The 21,972-nt window shown below is 58.0% G+C and carries 17 protein-coding genes; 12 read left to right on the plus strand and 5 right to left on the minus strand.

The window, feature by feature from the left end:
- Positions 1 to 82: 82 nt before the first annotated feature.
- The gene (locus tag DC28_RS07640; RefSeq protein ID WP_037547445.1) at positions 83 to 754 is read left to right on the plus strand and encodes a TetR/AcrR family transcriptional regulator; all 672 of its coding nucleotides are present in this window, start codon (positions 83 to 85) and stop codon (positions 752 to 754) included.
- A gap of 101 nt (positions 755 to 855) precedes the next feature.
- Here DC28_RS07640 and DC28_RS07645 read toward each other — a convergent pair whose 3' ends face one another.
- From DC28_RS07645 to DC28_RS07655, 3 genes are all read right to left on the minus strand, one after another.
- Complete coding sequence (locus DC28_RS07645) at positions 856 to 2,844, minus strand: sensor histidine kinase (RefSeq protein ID WP_156104623.1); 1,989 nt, start codon at positions 2,842 to 2,844, stop codon at positions 856 to 858.
- Positions 2,845 to 3,008: 164 nt separating this feature from the next.
- Positions 3,009 to 5,105 (minus strand): ribonuclease R, encoded by a 2,097-nt coding sequence (rnr, locus tag DC28_RS07650; protein ID WP_052078605.1) that lies wholly within the window; start codon positions 5,103 to 5,105, stop codon positions 3,009 to 3,011.
- A 32-nt stretch (positions 5,106 to 5,137) separates the two neighbouring features.
- Positions 5,138 to 5,962 carry a patatin-like phospholipase family protein gene (locus tag DC28_RS07655; protein ID WP_052078606.1) on the minus strand — a complete coding sequence of 275 codons (825 nt, stop codon included), beginning with the start codon at positions 5,960 to 5,962 and terminating at the stop codon, positions 5,138 to 5,140.
- Between the two features lie 133 nt (positions 5,963 to 6,095).
- Between DC28_RS07655 and DC28_RS07660 the strand changes: the two genes are divergently transcribed.
- The 4 genes from DC28_RS07660 to DC28_RS15455 all read left to right on the plus strand — a co-directional run bounded on the left by DC28_RS07660 (position 6,096) and on the right by DC28_RS15455 (position 12,119).
- A complete protein-coding gene (locus tag DC28_RS07660) occupies positions 6,096 to 6,626 on the plus strand; it encodes a hypothetical protein (protein ID WP_037547448.1) in 531 nt (176 codons plus the stop codon).
- Between the two features lie 129 nt (positions 6,627 to 6,755).
- Positions 6,756 to 7,697, plus strand: coding sequence for a metallophosphoesterase (locus DC28_RS07665; RefSeq protein ID WP_052078607.1), 942 nt, complete (start codon positions 6,756 to 6,758; stop codon positions 7,695 to 7,697).
- Between the two features lie 3 nt (positions 7,698 to 7,700).
- Positions 7,701 to 9,629 carry a serine/threonine-protein kinase gene (locus DC28_RS07670; RefSeq protein WP_052078608.1) on the plus strand — a complete coding sequence of 643 codons (1,929 nt, stop codon included), beginning with the start codon at positions 7,701 to 7,703 and terminating at the stop codon, positions 9,627 to 9,629.
- 45 nt (positions 9,630 to 9,674) lie between these two features.
- Positions 9,675 to 12,119: an FHA domain-containing protein gene (locus DC28_RS15455; RefSeq protein ID WP_052078609.1), complete on the plus strand. Its 2,445-nt coding sequence runs from the start codon at positions 9,675 to 9,677 to the stop codon at positions 12,117 to 12,119.
- A gap of 55 nt (positions 12,120 to 12,174) precedes the next feature.
- On the opposite strand, the gene DC28_RS07680 is transcribed toward DC28_RS15455, so the two are convergent.
- Positions 12,175 to 13,086, minus strand: a complete 912-nt coding sequence (locus tag DC28_RS07680; RefSeq protein WP_037547452.1) for a LysR family transcriptional regulator — start codon at positions 13,084 to 13,086, stop codon at positions 12,175 to 12,177.
- Positions 13,087 to 13,189: 103 nt separating this feature from the next.
- On the opposite strand from DC28_RS07680, the gene leuC reads away from it, so the two are divergent.
- Genes leuC through DC28_RS07705 form a run of 5 tightly spaced genes read left to right on the plus strand, consistent with a single transcriptional unit; the run spans position 13,190 to position 17,773 of the window.
- On the plus strand, positions 13,190 to 14,614 hold the full coding sequence (gene leuC / locus DC28_RS07685) for a 3-isopropylmalate dehydratase large subunit (protein ID WP_037547454.1): 1,425 nt from the start codon (positions 13,190 to 13,192) through the stop codon (positions 14,612 to 14,614).
- 32 nt (positions 14,615 to 14,646) lie between these two features.
- Entirely contained in the window at positions 14,647 to 15,249 is a 603-nt protein-coding gene (leuD, locus tag DC28_RS07690) for a 3-isopropylmalate dehydratase small subunit (protein WP_037547456.1), read from the plus strand.
- Positions 15,250 to 15,264: 15 nt separating this feature from the next.
- Positions 15,265 to 15,843, plus strand: coding sequence for a cyclic nucleotide-binding domain-containing protein (locus DC28_RS07695; protein WP_037547458.1), 579 nt, complete (start codon positions 15,265 to 15,267; stop codon positions 15,841 to 15,843).
- A 37-nt stretch (positions 15,844 to 15,880) separates the two neighbouring features.
- Positions 15,881 to 16,960: a ketopantoate reductase family protein gene (locus DC28_RS07700; protein WP_162180211.1), complete on the plus strand. Its 1,080-nt coding sequence runs from the start codon at positions 15,881 to 15,883 to the stop codon at positions 16,958 to 16,960.
- A gap of 57 nt (positions 16,961 to 17,017) precedes the next feature.
- Positions 17,018 to 17,773 carry a DUF2087 domain-containing protein gene (locus tag DC28_RS07705; RefSeq protein WP_037547462.1) on the plus strand — a complete coding sequence of 252 codons (756 nt, stop codon included), beginning with the start codon at positions 17,018 to 17,020 and terminating at the stop codon, positions 17,771 to 17,773.
- A gap of 20 nt (positions 17,774 to 17,793) precedes the next feature.
- Here DC28_RS07705 and DC28_RS07710 read toward each other — a convergent pair whose 3' ends face one another.
- A complete protein-coding gene (locus DC28_RS07710; protein WP_037547463.1) occupies positions 17,794 to 18,990 on the minus strand; it encodes a PP2C family protein-serine/threonine phosphatase in 1,197 nt (398 codons plus the stop codon).
- Positions 18,991 to 19,022: 32 nt separating this feature from the next.
- Here DC28_RS07710 and DC28_RS07715 point away from each other — a divergent pair, with 32 nt between their 5' ends.
- Together DC28_RS07715 and DC28_RS07720 are read left to right on the plus strand one after the other, a co-directional pair.
- Complete coding sequence (locus DC28_RS07715; protein ID WP_081942055.1) at positions 19,023 to 20,777, plus strand: histidine kinase N-terminal 7TM domain-containing protein; 1,755 nt, start codon at positions 19,023 to 19,025, stop codon at positions 20,775 to 20,777.
- Entirely contained in the window at positions 20,774 to 21,934 is a 1,161-nt protein-coding gene (locus DC28_RS07720) for a glycerate kinase (RefSeq protein ID WP_037547467.1), read from the plus strand. The genes DC28_RS07715 and DC28_RS07720 overlap by 4 nt, the downstream gene beginning before the upstream one ends.
- Positions 21,935 to 21,972: the final 38 nt, after the last annotated feature.

The raw sequence follows: 21,972 nt of genomic DNA on the forward strand, positions 1-21,972 counted from the left end.
GCCATTAATACTTTAGGGCCGGTTTGCTGGGTTGTCAAGCTGATTTGATCGGCCCCTGCCCCAGGGCAGAGGAGGAGCCGCTATGGACCATTGGAAACGAGGCGCCCCGGGAGAGGCTGGGGCATTCAAATCATCCCATCCACCCAAACCCTCTGCAAAGGAACTGAAACGGCTGCGGGTGCGCCGGCATTTTCTGGATGCTGCCAAAACCCTTATCCTAACCGACGGCTTGGACCAGCTCAGTACCAAGCGAATCGGGGAGATGGCCGGCTACTCCTACGCGACGATTTACAACTACTTCGAAAACTACAATGAGCTTGTCTGTGAAGCGGTGGAGGAATTGGCTCTAGAGTGTGGTGAGTTTGTGACTGAAAGCCTCGCGGACTTCCCCCAGGCGGGAGTGAAGGACCGGGTACTGGAGCTGGCCCGGCTCATGGTTCTCTGGAATACCGAAAACGTTAACCGCTACTATCCCTTTCTCTCAACCCAGGTGGATTTTTCGTACTTTTTTGCCCGGGACGGAGAGCATTTTTTTCATCCGGCCTATCGGCTCTTATTGGAGGAGCTATCTCGTCTGGATTTGGAGACTTTGGAAATGTCCCAGGAGGACCTTGCAACCCTGACGGACATTCTGGCCTATGTGTTTCATTCCAAGCTGCATTTTTTCATCCGCTACGGGGTGCCCCGCACCCAGGTAGAGCTCCTGGATGAGGTGTGCCGGGAGGTAAGCTTCCTCTTAGGCCGGTTGGGTTAGATGGGGGGTGAACCTTCGTAACCTACGCCGGATATGGTGGGGCAATCCATGAAACGGTGCAGCCTTTTGCGCTCTACCGAAGCCTTACAAAAAGGGTGATCTCAGGCGCGATCGGCCCGGGATTCTCCGGTATTTCTGCCGCTCCTCGGGAACACCACCGCAGCTGCAAATCCTGGTCCCCCTAGGAGGGTGAAGCTGCCTCCTAATTGGCTCTCAGCCAGGTTCCGGATAATCTGAAGCCCCATTCCCTCGGGATGGTAGGGTGGATGATCGGGAGTATTCGAGGGGGCCTCTTGGCTATCCGGGGGGTGGGACAGACCCGGTCCGCTGTCCCGGTAGAAAAGGGTGTAATGGGTGGGTGAGGCCTCGATGGCGATGGATATGGTGCCCCGGCTATGCTGGGGAAATGCGTATTTATAGGAGTTGGTAACCAGTTCGCTGATGATAAGACCACAGGGTAGAGCCTGGTCCAGGGGGAGGAATATCCCCGTGCTGCGTACCTGAAAACCGATCTGCTCCGGGGTAGCCTGGAATCCCCGGACGGTTAGGCGGCAGAATTCCTGGATGTAGGTTTGCATATCTACCTGGTTTAGGTTGCCTGAGCGGTAGAGAAGCTGGTGGATCTCCGACATGGCGGTTATTTTTCCATGGATGTCAGAGACCAGGGCTTGAACCTCCGGCTGGTCCGAGGCTGCAGCTTTGAGGTATAGCATGGAAATGATGGTCTGCATGTTGTTTTTGGTCCGGTGGTAGAGTTCCCTGAGCAGGACCTCTTTCTCCTGGAGGGCTTGAGTAATGGTTCGCTGGTCCTTCTTCCACTGGGTGATGTCCCGGCTGATGACCAGAATTCGTTTGCCCTGGAGGGAATCGCCGGGCACGGCTTGGGGCACCGATTCCAGCCAGATCCAAACACCGTCTTTCCGTCTTGTCCGGTAATCGAAGTGGGGAATTCCCGGGTCCGCCCCCTCCTGAATCATCCGGTAATAGTCCCGGATCATAGGCTGGTCTTCCGGATGGATGGTTTCCACGGGGTGTGAACCCAGAACCTCCTGGGGATCATAGCCGAGAATCCGCTGGACCGAGGGCGAGACATACACACATCTGCCGTCGTAGTCGGTAATGGAAATGAGGTCGTTTGCCCGTTCACCGATAATCCGGAATTGTCCCTCGGTGCGTTCCAGCTGCACCTGGGCCCAGATTGCGTTTTCCACATACGTAATTACGACCCGCAGGGCGATGATCCAGCCGATGAAAAAGGTTATGAGGGTGAGTTTATAAAAGTCCTGGGCTTGGATAGGGTCCAGAGGCAGAAAAATCCCCTGAAACACAAGCAAAATGCCCCATATGCCCAGGGCAATTCCCAGGGTAAACCAGAGGATGAAGGTATTGCGCTTCATTTTGTACTGGGTTTCGATCCCTAATACCTTCCGCAAGGGATTCAAACGCAGCATGATGCCGGCGGTGAGTACCTGGACACAGGTGGTCACGGCGTGTTTAACGATGATGTTCAGTACGGTAGTGTCCGGAAGGGGCCTGTCCCAGACAGATAGCCAGAAGGGCGGATTGAGGGACAACAAGGGATTAAAGAGCAGCCAGAACAGTACCCCCCTCAGGGGAAGATACACGCTAATGAAGAGGATGATCTGCCGCGGGGGAGAGAAGTGGCGGCCTTGACCGTTAATGGAATGAGTTCCGGTTTGCGGTTCAGCCCCCCCGGCGCCTCCTATGCCGGAGCCGCGATGGCCTTCGGTCATGAGCAAACCGGCAAATCGGGGGAACACGGCCCGGCGGGAAACTAATCCGAGAAGCGCGTAAAAGGCGAGGGAGTCCAGGCTGGTAAAAAGGTTTGCATAGCCGTTACCGGGCCAGAGCAGGAAGGGAAACCATGAGCCGCCAGCGATGCCCGAAATCAGTCCCCCGGCTGGTCCGTAGGCGAGGGCTGAAACGATGGGAAAGAGCTGAGCCCAGACAAATCCGATAGATACATCGCTGACACGGAAGGATAGGGTGAGGGGTGTGCAGACAAGGCTGGCGATACCCAGCAACCAGGGAAATATTCGCGGTGCTTTGTTCCATCGGAGCTGTTCCATATTCCAAGTGTAGCCCCACTGGGGAGCTACGACCAGCTTTTTTCGGGTGCACCCCCGGGGTGCTCCCCCGGGATGCACCCCCGGGATGCTCCCCCGGGGCGCTGCCCGGGTGCGCTGCCAAACGGTCCCTACCCCAAGGCCGGGTATCAGCCCTGAGTCGGGTATCAGCCGCCGGTCTTCCTCCGGCGCCGAGGGCGTTTCTTCGGGCTCTCGGGGGTTCCGGCAGGGGTGGCTTGGTTCTTCTTCCCGGTACCCCCCTTGCCGGAGGAGCGCTGTGGTGTGGCGGGTGTTCTGCCCGGTGCCCGGGAGGATTTCCTCCCTTCCCGGCGGGGTACGGCGGAGACCTTGGAAGGTGTTTGAGCGGGGTCTACCAGCCTGAAATCTGCCTTCTGGTCCTCCACGGAAACCTGAGCGATGGTTACCTGTACTGGATCGCCCAGGCGTAACACCTTCCCGGTGCTTTGGCCGGTAAGCTGATACTGCTCCTTGTCCAATTCGTACCGGTCGTCTTTCATCTCGGATACGTGAACCAGACCGTCGATCAAAAAGTCCTTGAGCTGCACAAAGATCCCGAAGGATGTTACCCCGGAGATAATACCCTCGTAGCTTTCTCCCACCCGGGAGCTGAGAAATTGCATGGACTTGATACGGGTGTATTCCCTCTCGGCCTCAGTGGCGCGGATTTCCATGGCCGTGGAGTTTTCACAGATCTGCTGGAGCTCGGCTTCGGCCTTTTTATCTGCCCTGGGTTTTTCAACCAGGGCATACTTCTTCAGGAGGCGGTGGATCACTAGGTCGGGGTAGCGTCGGATCGGCGAGGTAAAGTGGGTGTAGGCATCGAAGGCCAGACCGAAGTGTCCGGTGTTTTCGGTGCTGTAAACCGCCTTGGTCATGGACCGGAGGGCGACCTTTTCAATGAGATCTTTAAAATCCAGGTTTTCGATAATGCCCAGCAGTTTCCGGTAATCCTCGCTTTCCAGCTCGCCGCCCGGAGTCCGGTAGGCAATACCCTGGGCCTTAAGCAGGTCCAGGAAGGCCTTGGCATCCTCGGGAGTGGGGCGCTGGTGAACCCGGTAAACGAAGGGCGGATTTCCCAGGGCCTGGACGTGCCGGGCGACAGTCCGGTTGGCCACCAGCATACACTCTTCCACTAACCGGTGGGCATCCAGCCGCTGGCTGGGACGTACCTCCGAGGGAATACCGTTGGCGTCCAGGGTGATTACCGGCACAGTGGCATCGAAGTCGATGCTGCCGTCCTCCTCCCGCCGGCGGCGGAGCAGAAGACTGATCATTTGCAGCAGGTGGATGGTCTTTCCCAGGGGATTGTGGGCGCCGTCCAGGATGTCTTCCACCTCCTGGTAGGTGAACCGCCGTTTGCTCCGGATTATGGTTTCTCTGATGCTGTAGTCCACCACATCGCCCCGGCTGTTGATCGTCATAAGGACGCTGTAGGCCGGTTTGTCCTCATCGGGCCGGAGGCTGCATAATTCATTCGCCAGGCGCTCGGGCAGCATCGGAATGACGTGATCTACAAAATACACGCTGGTGGCTCGGCGGCGCGCCTCGGCATCCAGGGGACTGCCCTCGCCCACGTAGTAACTCACGTCAGCAATATGAACCCCCAGCTCGAACATGCCGCTGGGCAGCTGCCGGAGAGAAATCGCATCATCAAAATCCTTTGCGCTCACCGGGTCGATGGTAAAACATAGTTCTTTTCGCAGATCAAGGCGGTGTTTTTTGAGCTTCCGGAAATTCGGCTCGGAAATACCCCGGGTGTAGGCCAGTACCTCCGGCGGGAACTCCTTGGGCAGACCCTTGGACCGGGCCACCATCTGTAAATCCACCCCGGTCTCATCGGGGTATCCGATCACGTCGGTTATCTCTCCGGACCGGCTGACCACTACCACCTGGCCGTTTTTCGCCCTGCCGGGCTTGGTTACCCGAATCGGCCGGGTAAGGGAATCCTCCTCGGGAAGGACCTCCTGGCGGCCTCCGGCGTTCTTATAAATCCCGACAAACTCGTTTCTGCCTTGGGAGACCACGGAAATAATACGGCCGATGGGATTCTTGCTCTTCGGCCGGGCAGTTACCTCGGCCTCCACGGTATCGCCGTCCAGGGCTCCGCCGATATTGTCCAGGGGAATAAATACATCCTGCCCGCCCGGGACAAGGAGAAAGCCGAATCCCCGGTTGTGCAGGGACAGGACCCCGCGGATCCTTGTTTTTGCGCCACTCTGGTGGCTCTGTTTGTTTTCACTCATGTGTTATCTCGTTTCTTCGTTGTTTCAACCGCCTAGGCGGTGTACGCCCGGGGAAGCTTTGCCTTTGTTAGTGCGTCCCGAGCGGCTGTGTATCCACGGTCTACCATCTCGTCGATGGGACTCAGATCGTGGTAGGTAAATCTCCGCAGATCGGGCTGAATGACCAGATCACTGGCGGCAATGCCTGCTGCAGAGGTTCCGGCCATGAGCAGCATGGTGCTGCGCAGCATGACCTCCAATACATTTCTGGGGGGTCTGCCGGTGTTCTCTGCCTCCCGGTTCAAATCCACCCCAATGACAAAATCTGCTCCCATTTCCACCGTTTGGTCTGCAGGAAGATTATTTAGTACCCCGCCGTCCACCAGCATACGGCCGTTGGATTCCAGGGGCACGAAAATTCCGGGAATTGAGCAGCTGGCCCGTACCGCCTCGCTGAGACTCCCCGAAGAGAACACCACCTCCTGGCCATTCACCAGATCCACTGCCACAGCCCGGAAGGGAATCTTCAGATCTTCTATTTTTTTGTCTCCGGTGAGTTGGTGCACCAGTTCCCGGATTCCTTCTGGTTTTACTAATCCCTTCTGGGGTAGGGTTAAATCCACCAGTTTCCGCCACTCCAGCTCCTTAGCGATGTGCAGAATCCGTTTCCAGTCCAGACCGGCACAGTAGAGGGCTCCCACCAGGCTCCCAGCGCTGGTACCCGCCACCACATCCGGAACAATCCCCGCCTCATCCAAGGCCTTGAGCACCCCGATATGGGCAAATCCCCTGGCAGCCCCGCCGCTTAACGCTAAACCGACCTTGCCCCGAATCGGCAGGCCGGATCGTCTGATGAGGGAAAAGAGTGTTTTATTCATACCTGGTCCTTGGTCTGGTCTCGGTTCTGGTTATGCAGGGCCCACCCGGGATCGGAGGAGCCCCGGCGGGTCCTAGGGCATTGTATCATGGAGTAACTGGGGTTACACTACAGGAAAACCCACGGAGGATCAAATGGCAGCATTTTTTGACCAGGTGCCCGAGGCGGTACAGCAGCATTTACGGGGGATTATAAGGACTTCCGGCTTGTCGGCTACCGACGAGTCACTTGAGCAGCTCGCCCAGGGATGGGTCGAGAAGATGGAGCTTTTTACCGCCCAGACCCTGGATCGCGACATGGAAGAGGTCGATGTTCTGCCCCAGGATGATGCCCGGGGTGCCCTAGTTCTGACCTATTCGGGATCTCTTATTACCCTGGGTCCTCTGGACGGTCAATCCAGGAGTGCGGAATATACCAGCATCGGTCTTCGCCGGGATGTACCCGATAAGGCATCCAAGGAGGATTCTCGGCTGGAACAGGATGTCACCATGGATGAACCGGTGGTCTTTACCTCCGGCCCCATCCAGAGGAGCTCGGCGGTGTATAAAATTGCCGTACCCCGAGGCGATTTGTCTCCCGAGGAGCAGTCATTACTCCTAGGGGATGCAACCCAGATCCTTACCGAAGGGTTTGTCGAGGTCAATAAGACCATCATTCTGGAGTAACCCATCAATCCTTCCCTCGATCCCCTACCGAATTGGAACCCGCCTCCCCCCTGGCCTGAGATTCTGAATCGTGTTCAGAGCCTTACCGACGGGAAGCAGCTTCCCGAGGAGGGAGCGTATCTGGCGCTCTTGCAGCAGGCCGAGGCTCTGCTCTACCACGAGGCTGAAGACTACCGGCCCCGGGATTCCCGGGGAGAGTCCGGGGGTCTGGTGGAGTTGGACCGGGAGCTTCCGACCCTGATTGTTCCGGATATTCACGGCCGTTACGGTTTGGTGTTGGCCCTGTTGGGTCTGGAACTGGACGGCAGGGGGCCGGTCTTGGAGCAGATTCATGCGGGGCAATTGCAGCTGGTATGCCTGGGTGATTATGTCCATGCCGAGGGACGGGCTTCCCGGCGGTGGCAGCTGGCCTTGGATGAGTTTATAGGGGGATTCAAACGCCATGCTAACATGGATGCCGAGATGCGGGAGAACCTGGTGACCGTAGCAGTCCTGCTCACCCTGAAAATCGCCTTTCCCCGGAGCGTTCACCTACTCAAGGGAAACCATGAGAACATCCTGAATGAGAACGGCAGGGGAAACCTGCCCTTCGGAAAATACGCCTATGAGGGCGCCATGGTGCTGGAATGGATGCAGCAGTTCTATGCTCCGGAGGTTCTGGCATCCTTCGCCAGGGTGGAGCACGGATATCCCCTTCTGGCCCGGGGCAGGGGGTTCCTTATCAGCCATGCCGAACCCAGGGAGTTCTTTTCGCCCCGGGAGGTAATCGATTACCGGGATAACCACTCCCTGATTTTAGGTCTGACCTGGACCGACAACGGGAGGGCCCGGGAGGACAGTGTTTCCCGGATGCTGGAGGAGTATCTGCCCAGTGATGAGCTGCCGGGTTGGTATTTCGGGGGCCACCGTCCTGTAGCCGAGGATTTCGCCCTCCGGGCCGGGGGACGCTTTGTTCAATTTCATAACCCCGGCCGCCGGCAGATTATCCGGGTACATGCCGGGGGTGTTTTTGATGCCCACAAGGATATAATCACCCTAGATAACCAGAACGAAGAAACCGCAGAAGGATAGGATATGGCTCAGATTCCCGAATCGATAGGCAAATACAAGGTACAATCCCTGATCGCCCGGGGCGGCATGGGGGAGGTGTTTAAGGCGGAGCATCCTACCCTGGGACGGCCGGTGGTCATCAAGCGCCTGACCATGCGGGGGAATCCCGGGGTCGTGGAACGCTTCCGCCGGGAAGCCCAGATTATGATCGACTTTAAAAGCGAGTACATCGTGGATGTCTTCGATCATTTCCGGGAGGGAAGCTGGTACCACATCGTGCAGGAGTACATCGACGGTATTTCCCTGGACGCCCTGATTGAGCGGGAACGCTACCTGCCCGAGCACATTGCCCTGCCCATTTTTCTGGCGGCCTGCCGGGCCCTGGACTACGCCCATGCCCGGGGGGTGGTGCACCGGGATATTAAGCCGGGAAATATTCTCATTTCCCGCTCCGGCCAGGTGAAGCTGGTGGATTTTGGCATTGCCTCGGTCCGGGGAGGGGAGGGCGAGGCGGCCCTGACCCAGGACGGCATGACCCTGGGTACTCCTTCCTACATGGCCCCGGAACAGTTCCACAGCTCCCGGACGGTGGATGCCCGGGCGGATATCTACAGCCTCGGGGTGCTGCTGTACGAGGCGGTTACCGGTAAAAAGCCCTTTCCCGGCAGCTTCACCCCCGAAACCCTGCAGCTCATCCAGCGGGGCCGGTACAGGGCCCCTGCCCGGGTAAACCCCCGGGTCAGCCCCTTCGTAAACCGCCTGATCAAAAAAGCCATGCATGCCCGGAAAAACCGGCGGTTCTCCACCCTCCGGGGCATGATGAACCGGGTAGAGCAGTACCTGGGCACCCGGGAATCCCATAAGCGGCCCCAGGAGTACGCCCCCCTCATTGCATCCTATCTGGCGGATGAGAATCCGCCGCCTCCCCGGCGGCCGGCGAGCATCACAAAGCTGGTTACGGTTTCTCTTTTGGTGGTGGGAGTTCTCGGTTTGGTATCCATGCTGTTCTACCGGGGGTACCACCGGGGGCTGTTGTTTCCCTCCCGGTACGGCGGGGTATCCATGGTCATCCAGGTGCCCCGGCAGTACGAGCTGCCAGGGTCCCTGCCCGGAACCATTCAGGGGCAACTCATCCCCCTTGGCCTGAATGAATTGGGATCCTACCAGCCGGAAACTGCCGGGGATCCCGGGGTCGGAACCCCGCCGGAAGCTTCGGCTGCCGGTCCAGACTCCGGAGCGGGGGCTGAGGACCTCCAGGAAGGCCGGGCTCGGGCGATCCCCGTCCATCTCGGCGGGCGGCCCGGGGCGGACGGCGGTTTGGAGTTCGTTTCCGCCCTCAGCTTTGTGCCCGCCGGGGATTACACCCTCCAGGTGGGGGTGGGCGAGGGGCTGGTGGTCCGCTCCCTAAGGATTCTGCCCCGGCGGGAGGCCGGCTGGAATCAGCGGGTCCGGTTCCAACTGCCCGAGCCTGAACCCGCCGTCTTGGAGATCGTTCCCCGGGTCAGGGACGGCCGGACGGGGATAATCCTGAGCCGGGACGCCAGGATAACCCTCCTGAAGGGGGGGATGAGTGGGGAGGATCTGGAGTTGCTCATACAAATGGCGGGGTACTTTAGTTCCCGGGTAGAGCTCTCCACCCTGGTAGGCCAGCGAAGGGTCATCATTGATGCATCCCTGGAACCCCGGCCGGGTACGGTGCGGGTTTCATGGCCCGGGGCCGGGAACGGCCGGCGCCAGCTGGTGTTAAACGGCAGCAGCCGGTACCTGGAGGGTGGACGGGATCCGGAGTTCCGCAGAATCCCCGCCTTGGAAGCCGGGGGTGAACTAACCCTGGTCCTTGCCCCGGGGACCTACACCCTGGGGTACCAGGAGGACGGGGGGTTTTGGGAGCAGGTGTTTACCCTGGAACCAACCCAGAGAATTGATGTGGTGTTAGCTGCCGGCCGGAACTAGGTACTAGTCCGAGGATTGACGGCGGAATATGGGAGGATGAACGGTATGTCATTGGTAAAACGGCGATTGATGATCCTGGCCCTGGGGATCTTGGCGGGGACGGCGGCTTGGCCGCTCATGGAGTTTCTCCTGGGGGTTCAGGAGCGCTTTCCCGGGTATCTGCTCTTCAGTCTGGTGAGCGGCGCCGCCCTGGGGCTCACCTACGGAACCTTTTTCGGCACCGCCGATGGTATAATTGCCGGGCGCTGGTTCCGGATCGCCCAGGGAGCCGGGGCCGGTGCGGTCCTCGGACTGGTGGGAGGCGCCCTAGGGTTTCTCTCAGCCCAGGGGCTGTTTATGGTTCTGGGTGAATTAATCTTCACCGGCAGTTCCCAGATCCGGGGCTGGGCCCTGACCCTTTCCCGGGCTTTGGGCTGGAGTATTTTGGGGCTCTTCGTGGGAGCCGTGGAGGGGGTCCGTGCCAGGAGTCTGAGGAAGTCCGGAATCGGTATGCTGGGCGGGTTCACCGGCGGACTCTTCGGGGGGGTGGTATTGGAGGCCCTGAGTATCTTGCTTCCCGGAGCTGCCCTGGGAACCCTGGTGGGCTTGACGGTGTTCGGGGGATGTATCGGTCTGTCCTACGGGCTTGTGGAGCGTAGTTTATCCTACGGGGCCCTGCGGGTGCTGAACGGTCCCTTTAAGGGGAAGGAATTTATCCTGAATCAACGCTTGATCCGTATCGGCAGCGATGCACGCTGCGATGTGTTATTAGAGGGGTACCGGGATGTGGAGGCTGTGCATGCCCTCATCCATCTACGCCGGGGTGAGCTGTATCTGGAGCCGGCGGAAGCCGGGGGCACTGTGGTGGTTAACGATGATCTGACGGATCAGCGGCTATTGAAGTTCGATGATGTACTGAAGATCGGAAGAGCCAAGCTGTTTTTTAAACAGGTCCTGGTTATCCTGGCGGTGATTCTGCCCTTGGGCATTGGAATCCCCCTGAACCTTCATGCCCAGGAAGTTACCATCGGCCAAGTGGACACCTCCCGGCTTTTGACCCGCCAGGAGGTGGGGCTGTTTTTGAGTATCCGGGATGACCAGGGGTTTCCGGTAAACCGGCTGAGCACCCAGGATCTGCGGGTGTACGAGTCCGGGGATGGTGAGAACTTCATTCCCGTACCCCTGACGGGGTTTAACACCTATTCATCCGGGGAACAGGGAATTGATTTTTACCTTTTGGTGGATAATTCGGGGAGCATGTACGAAACCATCGACGGAGAGACCACCCAGGATCCGGCTGCCATGCGGATGGCTCAGGTCCGCAGCGCTCTGATCCGGTTTTTGGATAACCTCGCGTTGCCCAGGGACCGGGCGGGTATCTACACCTTTAATACCTACATCGATACCCTGACTCCTCCGACGGATGACCCCGGGCTTCTTCGCCGGGCCTTGGGGGAGATCCAGCGGCCGGCCAGGGCGGATGGATACACGGAATTGTATGCGGCGATAAGCCGTCTTTCCGGTGCCCTGGAGAGCGGTCCCCGACGGAAGGTGATTATTGTGCTCTCCGACGGGGAGAATCTTCCCTACCGGTACGGTGAGGGGCAGCCCCATCCCCTCTTCGGCGACCGAATTTTTACCATGGATGACGGGGTGCAGGAGCTTCAACGCGCCGGGGTTTCCCTCTTCGCCGTGGGATACGGCCCTGTGTGGGAACAGAGTCTGGTTCCCCTGACTGCTCAGGCTGGGGGTGAGGTCTACAACGCCTCGGATTCCGCCGAGCTTGCCGGGGTGTACCGGGATATCCGGGAGCAGGTGCTGCGGGAATACTCCTTGAGCTACCGGGCGGCCATGATTCCTTCCCCCAGGCGTACTATCCGGGTTGAGTACCTGCCCGGGAGCGGGGCGCCCGGTGGTGCGGAGACAGGCTCCGGGTCTGCTGCGGCGGACGGAGCGGCCGGGCAGGGAACCGGCAGCGGTGCCGTGGCCGGGGGCGCGGATGCGGCCCGGAACGCGGATGCGGCCTGGGCCCAGCGGGAGTACTTCTCCGGGACTCTTCTGGGAATTCCCGGGGGCCTAAGTCCCTGGGTGGGGCTCGGGGCGGTGCTGGTCAGCTTGGCGGTGTGGCTGGTATTGACCCGGCTGCGGTTTTTAAACCGCTGGAAGTCTCCAAACCTTGAAATCTTGGGGAAGGGTAGTACGAGGATGTTCGCCCTGGGACCCGAGGAAACCATTATCGGCTCCAGTGATGCCGACGATGTAACCCTGGTCGGTTCACCGAACACCAAACCCCATCACGCTACAGTAGTCTACGATCCGGGTAAGCACCAATACACCGTGGTCAGTGAGGACGGCATCCGGGTGAACAATAAGAAAACCAGCCGGCGACCCCTGGAATCCGGGGATGTCATCGATCTGGGGGGTACCCTGGTTGTTTTTGACGAACCGGAGCACCCGGGACCTGAGGGCGACGACGCCTCGAAACAGACGCCCCGGAAACCCGCCACCTAGGAAACGAGCAACCATCCGAGCCGTCTGACACCCTTCCGGGGGATGGCTGGGCGGGTTATCCCCGGCTCTGGGAAGGCCAGTTGCGCAGAACCCTTAGGGCGGTCTGGCGAAGTGCCCGGGCCGCGGGGCTCAGGGAATCCAGGGCACGGTACAGAAGAAAGAGGGTACGGGAAGGGCTGTTCGGTCCGGAAATAGACCGATATGCCAGGCCGGTATCCCGGCGAATCATCCGGGGAACCAAGCCGATCCCCAGCCCGGCGGCAACCAGACCCTGGATTGTCTCGATTTCCCCGCTCTCCAGCACTACCCGGGGCTGAACGCCCGCACCCTCTAGGCTCTCCCGGATAATCTTTTGGAATCCGTGACTCTGTTTCATCATGATGAAGGAATCGTCTTTAAGTTCCTCCAGGGAAACCCCGGGGCCGGCAAGTCCGGGCCCGGCAAGATGGTGCCCCAGGGGCAGGGCAAGAATAACCGGCTCGGTAAAGAGGGTGTCCGCCTCAAGGCCCGGCCCCAGTCCCGCCTCATCGGTAATAGCCATCTCCACCTCGAAGTTCCGAAGCGCCCCCGCAAGGCCAGGAGAGCTTGCCTCGGTCAGTTCTACCTCCAGCCCCGGATGGGTATTGGTAAAGGATTGGAGCAGGGGCGGGAGCAGATATGTGCCTGTTGCCGGTAGGCAGCCCAGATGGATTCCGCCACGCCGCAGACCCTCCAGCTCCTCCATTTCCAATTGAACCCGCTCAAGCTGGTGGATGATTTCACCTGCCCTGGTGTGAAGCAGTCTTCCCCGGGCGGTCAGCCGGGCACCCTGGCGTCCGCGTTCGAACAGGACCCCGCCGAGCTCATCCTCCAGCTTGGCAATCTGGGCCGATAAGGAGGGTTGGCTTACATTTGCCCGTTCGGCACCCCTGGTGAAGGAGCCGGTTTGTACCACCGCTAAAAAGTACCTGAGTTGATGTATTTCCATAGGCAAATCCTATATATAATATAGAAACAATATCTTTTACAAATATAACCCGGGGGAGTACACTCTGTCCAACCATCAGCCAATGAATTGCAGGAGGTACGCAATGGCAACAGGAACATTGTACAACAAGGTATGGAATGCCCATGCCGTAACAACATTGCCCACTGGGCAGACTCAGCTCTTTATCGGGCTGCACATGATTCATGAGGTAACCAGTCCCCAAGCATTTGATATGCTCAGAGAACGGGGCCTGAAGGTAGCCTACCCCCAGCGGACCTTTGCGACCATGGACCATATCGTGCCTACCCTCAGCCAGTCCCGGCCCTTCGGAGATTCCCAGGCGGAACTGATGATGCAGGCCATTGAAAAAAATACCAAGGAATTCGGAGTACCCTTCTTCAACTTTGAAACCGGCAAGCAAGGCGTAGTTCACATCATCGGACCCGAGCTCGGGCTCACCCAGCCGGGCATGACCATTGCCTGCGGAGATTCCCATACCTCGACCCATGGAGCCTTCGGAACCCTTGCCTTCGGCATCGGAACCAGCCAGGTGCGGGACGTCTTAGCAACCCAATGCCTGGCTATGGATCCCCTCAAGGTGCGGCGGATCGAGATAAACGGCCAGCTCCGGCCCGGGGTTACCCCTAAGGATGTGGCCCTGTTTATTATCAACCGTCTTGGGGTTAAGGGCGGCATCGGGTTTGCCTACGAATACGCCGGAGAGGTTTTCGACTCCATGACCATGGAAGGCCGGATGACGGTTTGTAATATGTCCATTGAGGGCGGCGCCAGGGCCGGGTATGTGAATCCCGACCAAACCACCTTCGATTACCTGAAGGGCAGGGAGTACAGCCCCAAGGGCGCGGAATGGGATGCAGCAGTGGAAACCTGGAAGGGTTTTGCCAGCGATTCAGATGCCCAATACGACGAGGTGGTGGTTTTCGACGCCCAGGATATAGAACCCATGGTAACCTGGGGCATCACCCCGGGGCAGAGTGTGGGAATCAGCCAGGCCCTGCCCGATCCGGCAGCCATGCCCCAAGGAGGCGAGCGCACCAGTACCGAGCTGGCCTACCAGCATATGAAGCTCAAGCCCGGGCAGAAGACCACCGATATCGCCATTGATGTGGCTTTCATCGGGAGCTGTACCAACGGCCGGATTGAGGACTTGCGGGCGGCGGCAGAGGTCGTAAAGGGCCGGAAGGTCGCCGAGGGTGTTCATGCCTTTGTAGTCCCGGGGTCCATGCAGGTCCGTAAGCAGGCTATGGAAGAAGGTCTGCATCGGGTGTTTCAGGAGGCGGGATTCGAATGGCGGGCGGCAGGATGTTCCATGTGTCTGGCCATGAACCCCGATCAGCTCAAGGGCGATCAGATCAGCGCAAGCTCCAGTAACCGGAACTTTATCGGACGCCAGGGCAGCCCCTCGGGACGGACCCTGCTCATGTCCCCGGCCATGGTGGCAGCGGCAGCAGTTACCGGAAAGGTAACGGATGTCAGGGATCTGGATCCCGTCCAGGGCGTAGCCTGATCGCGGAAGATACAAAACACAAGGAGTAACACATGTCCAAGGTAACAGAAATAACCGGCCGCGCGGTGCCGGTGGTGGGCGATGATATAGATACGGACCGGATTATTCCGGCGCGGTTTCTCAAGGAAATAACCTTCAGCAGGATGGGGGAGTATCCCTTCTACGATGAACGCTTTACCCCGGAGGGGCAGAAGAAGGATCACCCCTTCAACCAGGAACAGTACCAGGGTGCCTCCATCCTGATAAGCAATGTCAACTTCGGCTGCGGTAGCTCCCGGGAGCACGCCCCCCAATCCCTGGTTCGCTGGGGCATCAAGGCGGTGGTTGCCGAGAGCTTCGCGGAGATTTTTGCCGGGAACTGCATCATGCTTGGGACCCCGGCGGTTACTGCTTCCCCCGAGGATGTGGCGGCCTTGCAGAAAAAAGTGCAGGATGACCCGGGCATTGAAATCACTCTGGACCTAAAAACCCTGGAAATCCGGGGGGCGGACATGATCGTAAAGGTCAGTATGCCCGAGAGCCGGCGGCAGGCCCTCCTGGAGGGTACCTGGGACAGCACCTCCTTGCTCATGTCCAACGCTGACCGGGTAAAGAAAATTGCTGCGAAACTTCCGTACATGAATTGGGCTTCTTGATATATACTGGAAGTTATGAATGTTATATCCAAAGATATTGATACCATAATTCCAACTCTGGAAAACTCTCGGCTTGGGGCCCACCTGAGCCGGGAGGAGTTGGAGATGCTGACGGGGTTCTGCGAGCTGCGCCACTACGAGCCCGGCGAGACGGTGATCGTGGAGGGCTCCATGGGCCATGAGATGTTCATCGTGGTGGATCAGACCGTAGTGGTGGAGATCAGTGCTGCCAGTACGGGAAAAAACGCCTATGTGGACACCCTCTGCGAGGGAGAGATCATTGGAGAGACCGCCCTGTTCGTGAATGCTAAACGCACTGCCCATGTGAAGGCCCCCGACGGCGCCAAACTTCTGGTGCTTTCCCGGCCGGGCTTTTTTTCGTTGCTCAAGGAGCGGGGAAAGCTGGGCATCAAGTTCCTGTTCATGATTATCTACGGACTAATCGGACGGTTGCGGGCTGCCAATGAAGAACTGGCTTTCGAGCGCCGCTCGGACAGCAGTCAGGGCGACATTGACGACCTCATTGCCGGAATGGTTCCGGATGATGCCCTGCGGGCTCTGGAAAACCTGAAAGGGAATGGTGACGGCTGTTGATAGACAGCTGCCACACTTGCCCCTAAACTATCTGCATATGCAAGCGGAATCTTCCCAAAACCCTGGGGATCCTGGTCAAAAACCCTCAGGCAGTAGAAAAGACCGACCGTCCATCTGGATAAAAACCGACCACACCAAGGGCCACGACCAGGTGCGCGATCCCATGGAGTCCCGCGTCCGGGATCAAACCCCTTTTGTTGATAGCAAAAAGCGGCCGTGGACCATCACCGTCCTTGGTGCAGGTGTGGTGGGCAGCCTGATTACAGCGGTGCTGCTGAACTCGGGATGCGATGTGATCCTGGTCGCCCGGCCGGACCGTAAGGCGGAGCTGGATCAGTGGGGTCTCATTGTCCACCATATGGATGCCGAGGCGCCCACCCGGTGGAAACCCGAGGTGCGTGATACCCTGGTCGGATCGCCTGTCACCGATTGGCTGATAGTAGCTCTGCCTAACCAGCAGCTGGATGGGATAATTCCCGACTTGGTTCGGACCCGGTATCCGAATATCCTTATTTTTGGAAATAATGGAGGGGGATTTGAACGCTTCCGTCAGGCCATGGGCCGGCGGGTTGCCTTCGGATATCCCGGTTGTGCAGGATACAAGAAGGGAGCGGTCATATATTTCCGATTTTATCGAGGATGGGCCTGCACGCTCTTAACCACCACCCTTGGGGAGATGGGAGGGCGTCTCACCAACCGGTTGATTTTTCTGACCAGCCAAATTCGCCAGGGAGGTTGGTACGCCATCATGCATAGCGAGATGGAGTCGTGGCAAATCAGCCACACCAGCGTCATGCGTCCCATCGTGCTGGCTCTTGACCGCTGCGGCGGTTCCTTGGAAACCCTGAGCACATCCTCTAATGAACTAAAACGGGTGGTTAAGGAGATTCGTAGGAATTTTTTCCAGCAGCTACGGGCGCGGTTTATTATAGCACCCGTCAAGATGACTGCCTTCTTTCTTCCCATGGGGATAATCACGCGTCTATTGTCCTGGTATTTTTCCACCCCCCTGGGGCAGGAATCGGTGGGGGGGTACCTGATCCGAAATCGAGCCGAGCTGGAGTTTGTATTTGCCGAATACAGTAGAATAACAAGACAAAAACAAAAAACGTCTTAAAAATAGTAGACAAAGTGTAAAAACATTTGATACTCTTTGAAAATAAGGAGTATTCGTATGTCCAACACAGCTGCAGGTATAAACGCTGCCTCTTCCCAAGAGGTTCTCCAGGGATACCGCTACAACAGTGAGACCGGGAACTACCAATGTCTATTTTGTCAGGCGGGGTTTACTGCCGGGCTTGTGTATCCCTTGGAAGATGGGGCTTTTGCCCAGGCGGTGTACGCCATGAACCGCCACATCCAAAAGCAACACGGATCGGCTCTGGAGGCGTTGTTATCCCTTGACCCGGCCATATCCGGTTTGAGTGAGGTTCAGCGCCAGGTCTATGGTTTGCTTGCCCAGGGTAGGAGCGATCAGGAGGTGGCGAAAATAACCGGTAAGGCCGCCTCAACCATTCGGAACCACCGGTTTTCCCTCCGAGAGCGGGGTAGGGAAGCAAAAATCCTCGCTGCAGTGGCCCAACTCCTGCTTCCCCGGGATAAGGAGAGCTTTGTTCAGTATCCCGACACCCTCAAGGTCCGGGACGATAGAACTATAATTACCACGGCAGAGCATGACCAGTTGATTGCTAAATATTTCGGAGGGAAGGACGGAAGCAAGCTGCTGAAGTTTCCAAAGAAGGAGAAGCACAAGGTGGTAATCCTTGATGCCTTACAGCGGCGCTTCGAGCAAGGAGTAGATTACAAGGAATCTGAGGTGGATGATATCCTCCAAGAGGCCTTCGATGACTATGTGACCCTCCGCCGATACCTCATCGAGTACGGTTTTCTGAACCGGGACCCCGGTGGCAAGCGGTACTGGCGGCCATAACCCCCGGGTAAAAACAGACCCTAGGAGGTTACCGCTACAGGAAGAACCTCCAGGGCGATGAGGGTGGAATCATCCTTAAAGTCCGGACTGCCCAAACTCATAAGAAATCCCTTGGCGAGGGCCTTGGCTGAAAGGGGACCGGCGGAGTTACGCAATAGGGTTGTCATCATCTGTTCCCTGCTCAGGCGTTTCTGTTGGCTCTCGTCCTCAATTAACCCGTCGGTCAGGAGGACAACCCGGTCGCCGGTCAGCAGGGGATAGTCAATATCTCGGTAGCGGCTGGACAGCATAATTCCCGGTGCAGGATCCTTACTGACCAGAGGAATGGCCGAATCGTCCCGGAGGACAAACACTGGAGGCTGCCCGGCGCTGCATACCGTAAGGGTATTGGTGCCGGGATCGATGACCATGGCTGTAAAGGCTACCAGGATGTCCCGGTTATCTCCCATGAGGGAACAGACTCCGCGGTTTAGGTGACTAACCAGGGCTGCGGGGCTGGGGGCATCCTCGGCGGGTTGGCCTGAATGATCCAGGAGGAAGCCCTGGTACAGGGTCTTTACCATCGCTCCCACCAAGGCAGGCTTTATGCCGTGACCCGATACATCGCCCAGAAGGATGAGCATACGGCCGTTGTCCAGGGGAACGATCTCATAGAGGTCGCCGCCAACCTGGTATTGATCCACCGGACGGTACCAGATATCGAAGCGGTACCGGCTGTCTTCGGGAATCTGTGCGGAGAATAGCTGCTGCTGGAACTGGGCGGCGTCCAGGAGCTGCTGTTTGAGCTGGGTTTCCATCCTGCGGTGTTCCCGCCGGAACCGGTACATATCCCAGGCCTTGATGATCTCCGCCTGGAGTTGATCCGATGTCCATGGTTTGAAAATGAGTCCATGGATGGATGCAGACACTGCTTTTTGCAGATCTGGAAGGTCGGCATACGCGGTTAAGAGGATGGTAAGAATCTCAGGAAAATCACGGTGAACCCTCTCCAAGAGGTCGCTACCCCGCATGCGGGGCATACGTAAATCACTGATAAGCAGGAATACCCGGTAGGATTCAGCCTCAAGGAAGTCCAGGCAGTTCAGGGAGTCGTCAAAGCCCAGGACGGCAAAGCCGAGATGGTCTAAAGATAGACGAATCTCCCGCTCCAGGGCTCGGAGCACCTGGATATCATCATCCACTAATACCAGAAGTGGCTTGGATTGGCTCTGTACCATTAAAGTCCTCCGCACTATAATTTTTACCTAAGATGGAGTATATAACATTTCTAATCTTAGCGCCATTCTCAGCTTTAATATTGCTACTGACCTTCGGTGTGGTTTTTCCTTACCGGAAGGAAGCCGTAGGCGAGGCTTTGCTCTGGTTTCTCGGGATCGTGCTCTTCCAGTTGGTGTCCAATATAACCGAGCTCGTGCTGCCGAGCCCTGAGGGAACCCTGCTGTTTGCCAAGCTTCAGCATCTCTCCCAGCTCAGCATGCCTATTGCCTGGCTCATTTTCGCCGCCACCTATTCAGGATACGAGGCTGTGGTGCTGAGGAAGCGGAACCTGGTATTCCTGGTGTTACCCCTGGCAGGGGTCATCGGGGCATTTACCAACGAGCTGCACCACTGGTTCTGGGCGACGGTGGATTTTCCTCAGATTGCCGGGTTTACAACCATGAAACCTACCTACGGTCCCCTTTTTTGGGTAACCGGGGTCTACTCCTACATCCTCATGCTCGGGGGCAGCGGCATTGTACTCTGGACGTTTTTTCGGGGACCCGGGCTCTACCGGAAACAGAGTATTTTGGTGGTTCTGGGTGTGGTGGTGCCCCTGATATTTAACCTGCTCTACGTCTTTCGGGTGCTTGATTTTCTCAGGAAGGATTTTACCTCCGTCAGCTTCGCTGCAGCGGGTATTTTCTTTTACATGGGCATCTATTGGCACCGGTTATTCAATATTATGCCTGTTGCCCGGGGACGGGTTCTCCAGGCCCTCAATGAGGGAGTGCTTGTGTTTGACCGGGATTGGCGTTTGGTGGATTTTAATGCTGCTGCAGAGAATTTAGTCGGTATTTCCGCCGGGAGCCTGGGCCGAAGTATTTCCGAGCTGGGGTTGAATGAACTGCTCCAAAACTCTGCTGCAGATCCATCGGATCAGCAGGTGGGCGAGGCCTTTCTCCGTGTCCGGGGGACCACCATCACTCCCAGTTCCGGAGGGGATTTGGGGTTCATTATTACCGTTGAGGATGTAACCCAGCAGCATAGTCTCCAGAGCCAGCTAGAGCAGGTAAGGGTTTCCATGTTCCACCAGGATAAACTGGCAAGTATCGGTCAGCTCGCAGCGGGGATTGCCCACGAGATCAACAACCCTCTGGGCAGTCTTGCCAGCGGGCTGCGGAGTCTTGAGATCCTTATCAATCGATCCCGGGCACATCTAGACAGTACTGCAGCTGGGGACATTCAGGAAATACTCCATGAAAGTGAAGAAAGTCTCGATCGAATTCAGGGTACTATCAGCAGTATGCTCAATTTTGCGCGAAAAACGTCGGCGCCGGTGGAGTTCTTTTCCCCGATGGCGTGTATTCATCAGACCCTTCAACTCCTTGGGACAGAACTGAACCAGGGGGTACGGGTAGATCTTCAATTGGGCAGTATCCCGGATATTCAGGGCGCTGCCTCCCGGTTAAATCAAATCATCCTTAACCTTATTCTCAATGCCCTGTATGCCCTCCGAGAAGGTAGGGTACAGGAACCCCAGATTTTTATCCGCAGCTACGCGGACGACCTGTTTGGATACATTGAGTTTGAGAACAATGGCCCACCGGTTCCTGAGGAGTTGTCGGATCAGATTTTTGAGCCCTTTGTGACCACCAAGCCGGAGGGGGAGGGCACCGGATTGGGATTATCGGTAGCCCGGGAGCTTGCAGGATCCTTTCCCGGGGGTGAACTTCGCCTATCCTCCTGCCAACCAGTGGTATTTCGTCTGCGGTTTTCCCTGGGAAGAGGTAATAATCAGTCATGACCATACTTATTGCACCGGACTCATTCAAACACGCCCTCTCCGCCGCCGAGGTTTCCGAAGCCCTCGCCCGGGGCCTGAACCGGGAAGCAGAGGCGGCAGGAGTACAGTTTTCTATTCAGGGGTTTCCCATGGCGGACGGGGGAGAGGGAACCAGCGGAATCCTGGCCCGGGGAATGAATGCCCGGGCAGTGGAGGTTCAGGTTCTGGATCCCCTGGAGCGGCCCATTTTGGCTTCCTACTATGTGAGCCCCGACAACCGGACTGCTATTATGGAGATGGCAGCATCCAGCGGAATCGAGCTGCTTTCTCCCGGGGAATATAACCCCATGAAAGCCACCACCTTCGGAACCGGGCAGATGATTCTCCATGCCCTGGAGCGGGGTGTGCAGCGGATCATCATCGGGATCGGAGGCAGTGCCACCGTAGACGGCGGTATCGGCATGGCGGCGGCCCTGGGCTACCGGTTTCTCGATGCCCGGGGTACTCCATTGCAGCCCTACGCAGCGAACCTCTCCCGGATTGCCCGGATTGAAGAGCCCGGAAACGCGTCTGCCCTCAGGGGGCTGAGGGTGGATATAGCCTCGGATGTACAGAGTCCGCTTTTAGGCCCCCGGGGCGCCGCCCCGGTCTTCGGTCCCCAGAAGGGTGCGGATCCGGAGATGGTGGAACGCTTGGAGGAGGGGTTGGGAACACTGTTTCAAGTATGGAAGAACCAGGGCATGGTGGCGTCGGAGCTGCCGGGGGACGGCGCTGCGGGAGGTCTTGGCGCGGGGCTTCGGGCCTTTGTAGGGGCGCGGAGTTCCTCCGGGGCCGAGCTGGTCGGAGGCCTTTCAGGGTTTGAGCGGGCCCTGGCCGGGGCACAGGCGGTGATTACCGGGGAGGGTAGGACGGACGCCCAGACGGCTTCTGGTAAGGTCTGCGCCTATGTCGCCCGTCAGGCACGAAGCCGGGGCATACCGGTGTTTCTTGTTTCCGGAAGCATAGAAGGCAGCCAGGACAGTCTGCTTGAGGAATTCGATCTTGCCATGAGTATCAGCCCCGGTGCGGTGAGTTTAGACCAGGCCTTGGCGGAAACCGGCAGGAACCTTGAGTACTACGGGCGGCTTTTGGGCCGGATCATCTTGGGGCTTCCCCATTACCGGGGGGGAGAATCCTAGGAGCGCCGGTGATATCTGATTTTTATGTGGAAGGATTG

The organism is Spirochaeta lutea (assembly GCF_000758165.1).
Lineage (GTDB): Bacteria > Spirochaetota > Spirochaetia > DSM-27196 > Salinispiraceae > Spirochaeta_D > Spirochaeta_D lutea.

Coding starts and splice junctions, on each gene's coding strand:
- DC28_RS07715 (WP_081942055.1), top strand. CDS start 19,023: ATGGAGTATATAACATTTCTAATCTTAGCGCCATTCTCAGCTTTAATA.
- DC28_RS07695 (WP_037547458.1), top strand. CDS start 15,265: ATGAATGTTATATCCAAAGATATTGATACCATAATTCCAACTCTGGAA.
- DC28_RS07670 (WP_052078608.1), top strand. CDS start 7,701: ATGGCTCAGATTCCCGAATCGATAGGCAAATACAAGGTACAATCCCTG.
- DC28_RS07710 (WP_037547463.1), bottom strand. CDS start 18,990: ATGGTACAGAGCCAATCCAAGCCACTTCTGGTATTAGTGGATGATGAT.
- DC28_RS07645 (WP_156104623.1), bottom strand. CDS start 2,844: ATGGAACAGCTCCGATGGAACAAAGCACCGCGAATATTTCCCTGGTTG.
- DC28_RS07700 (WP_162180211.1), top strand. CDS start 15,881: ATGCAAGCGGAATCTTCCCAAAACCCTGGGGATCCTGGTCAAAAACCC.
- DC28_RS07660 (WP_037547448.1), top strand. CDS start 6,096: ATGGCAGCATTTTTTGACCAGGTGCCCGAGGCGGTACAGCAGCATTTA.
- DC28_RS07705 (WP_037547462.1), top strand. CDS start 17,018: ATGTCCAACACAGCTGCAGGTATAAACGCTGCCTCTTCCCAAGAGGTT.
- DC28_RS07720 (WP_037547467.1), top strand. CDS start 20,774: ATGACCATACTTATTGCACCGGACTCATTCAAACACGCCCTCTCCGCC.
- rnr (WP_052078605.1), bottom strand. CDS start 5,105: ATGAGTGAAAACAAACAGAGCCACCAGAGTGGCGCAAAAACAAGGATC.
- leuD (WP_037547456.1), top strand. CDS start 14,647: ATGTCCAAGGTAACAGAAATAACCGGCCGCGCGGTGCCGGTGGTGGGC.
- DC28_RS07655 (WP_052078606.1), bottom strand. CDS start 5,962: ATGAATAAAACACTCTTTTCCCTCATCAGACGATCCGGCCTGCCGATT.
- leuC (WP_037547454.1), top strand. CDS start 13,190: ATGGCAACAGGAACATTGTACAACAAGGTATGGAATGCCCATGCCGTA.
- DC28_RS07680 (WP_037547452.1), bottom strand. CDS start 13,086: ATGGAAATACATCAACTCAGGTACTTTTTAGCGGTGGTACAAACCGGC.
- DC28_RS07640 (WP_037547445.1), top strand. CDS start 83: ATGGACCATTGGAAACGAGGCGCCCCGGGAGAGGCTGGGGCATTCAAA.
- DC28_RS15455 (WP_052078609.1), top strand. CDS start 9,675: ATGTCATTGGTAAAACGGCGATTGATGATCCTGGCCCTGGGGATCTTG.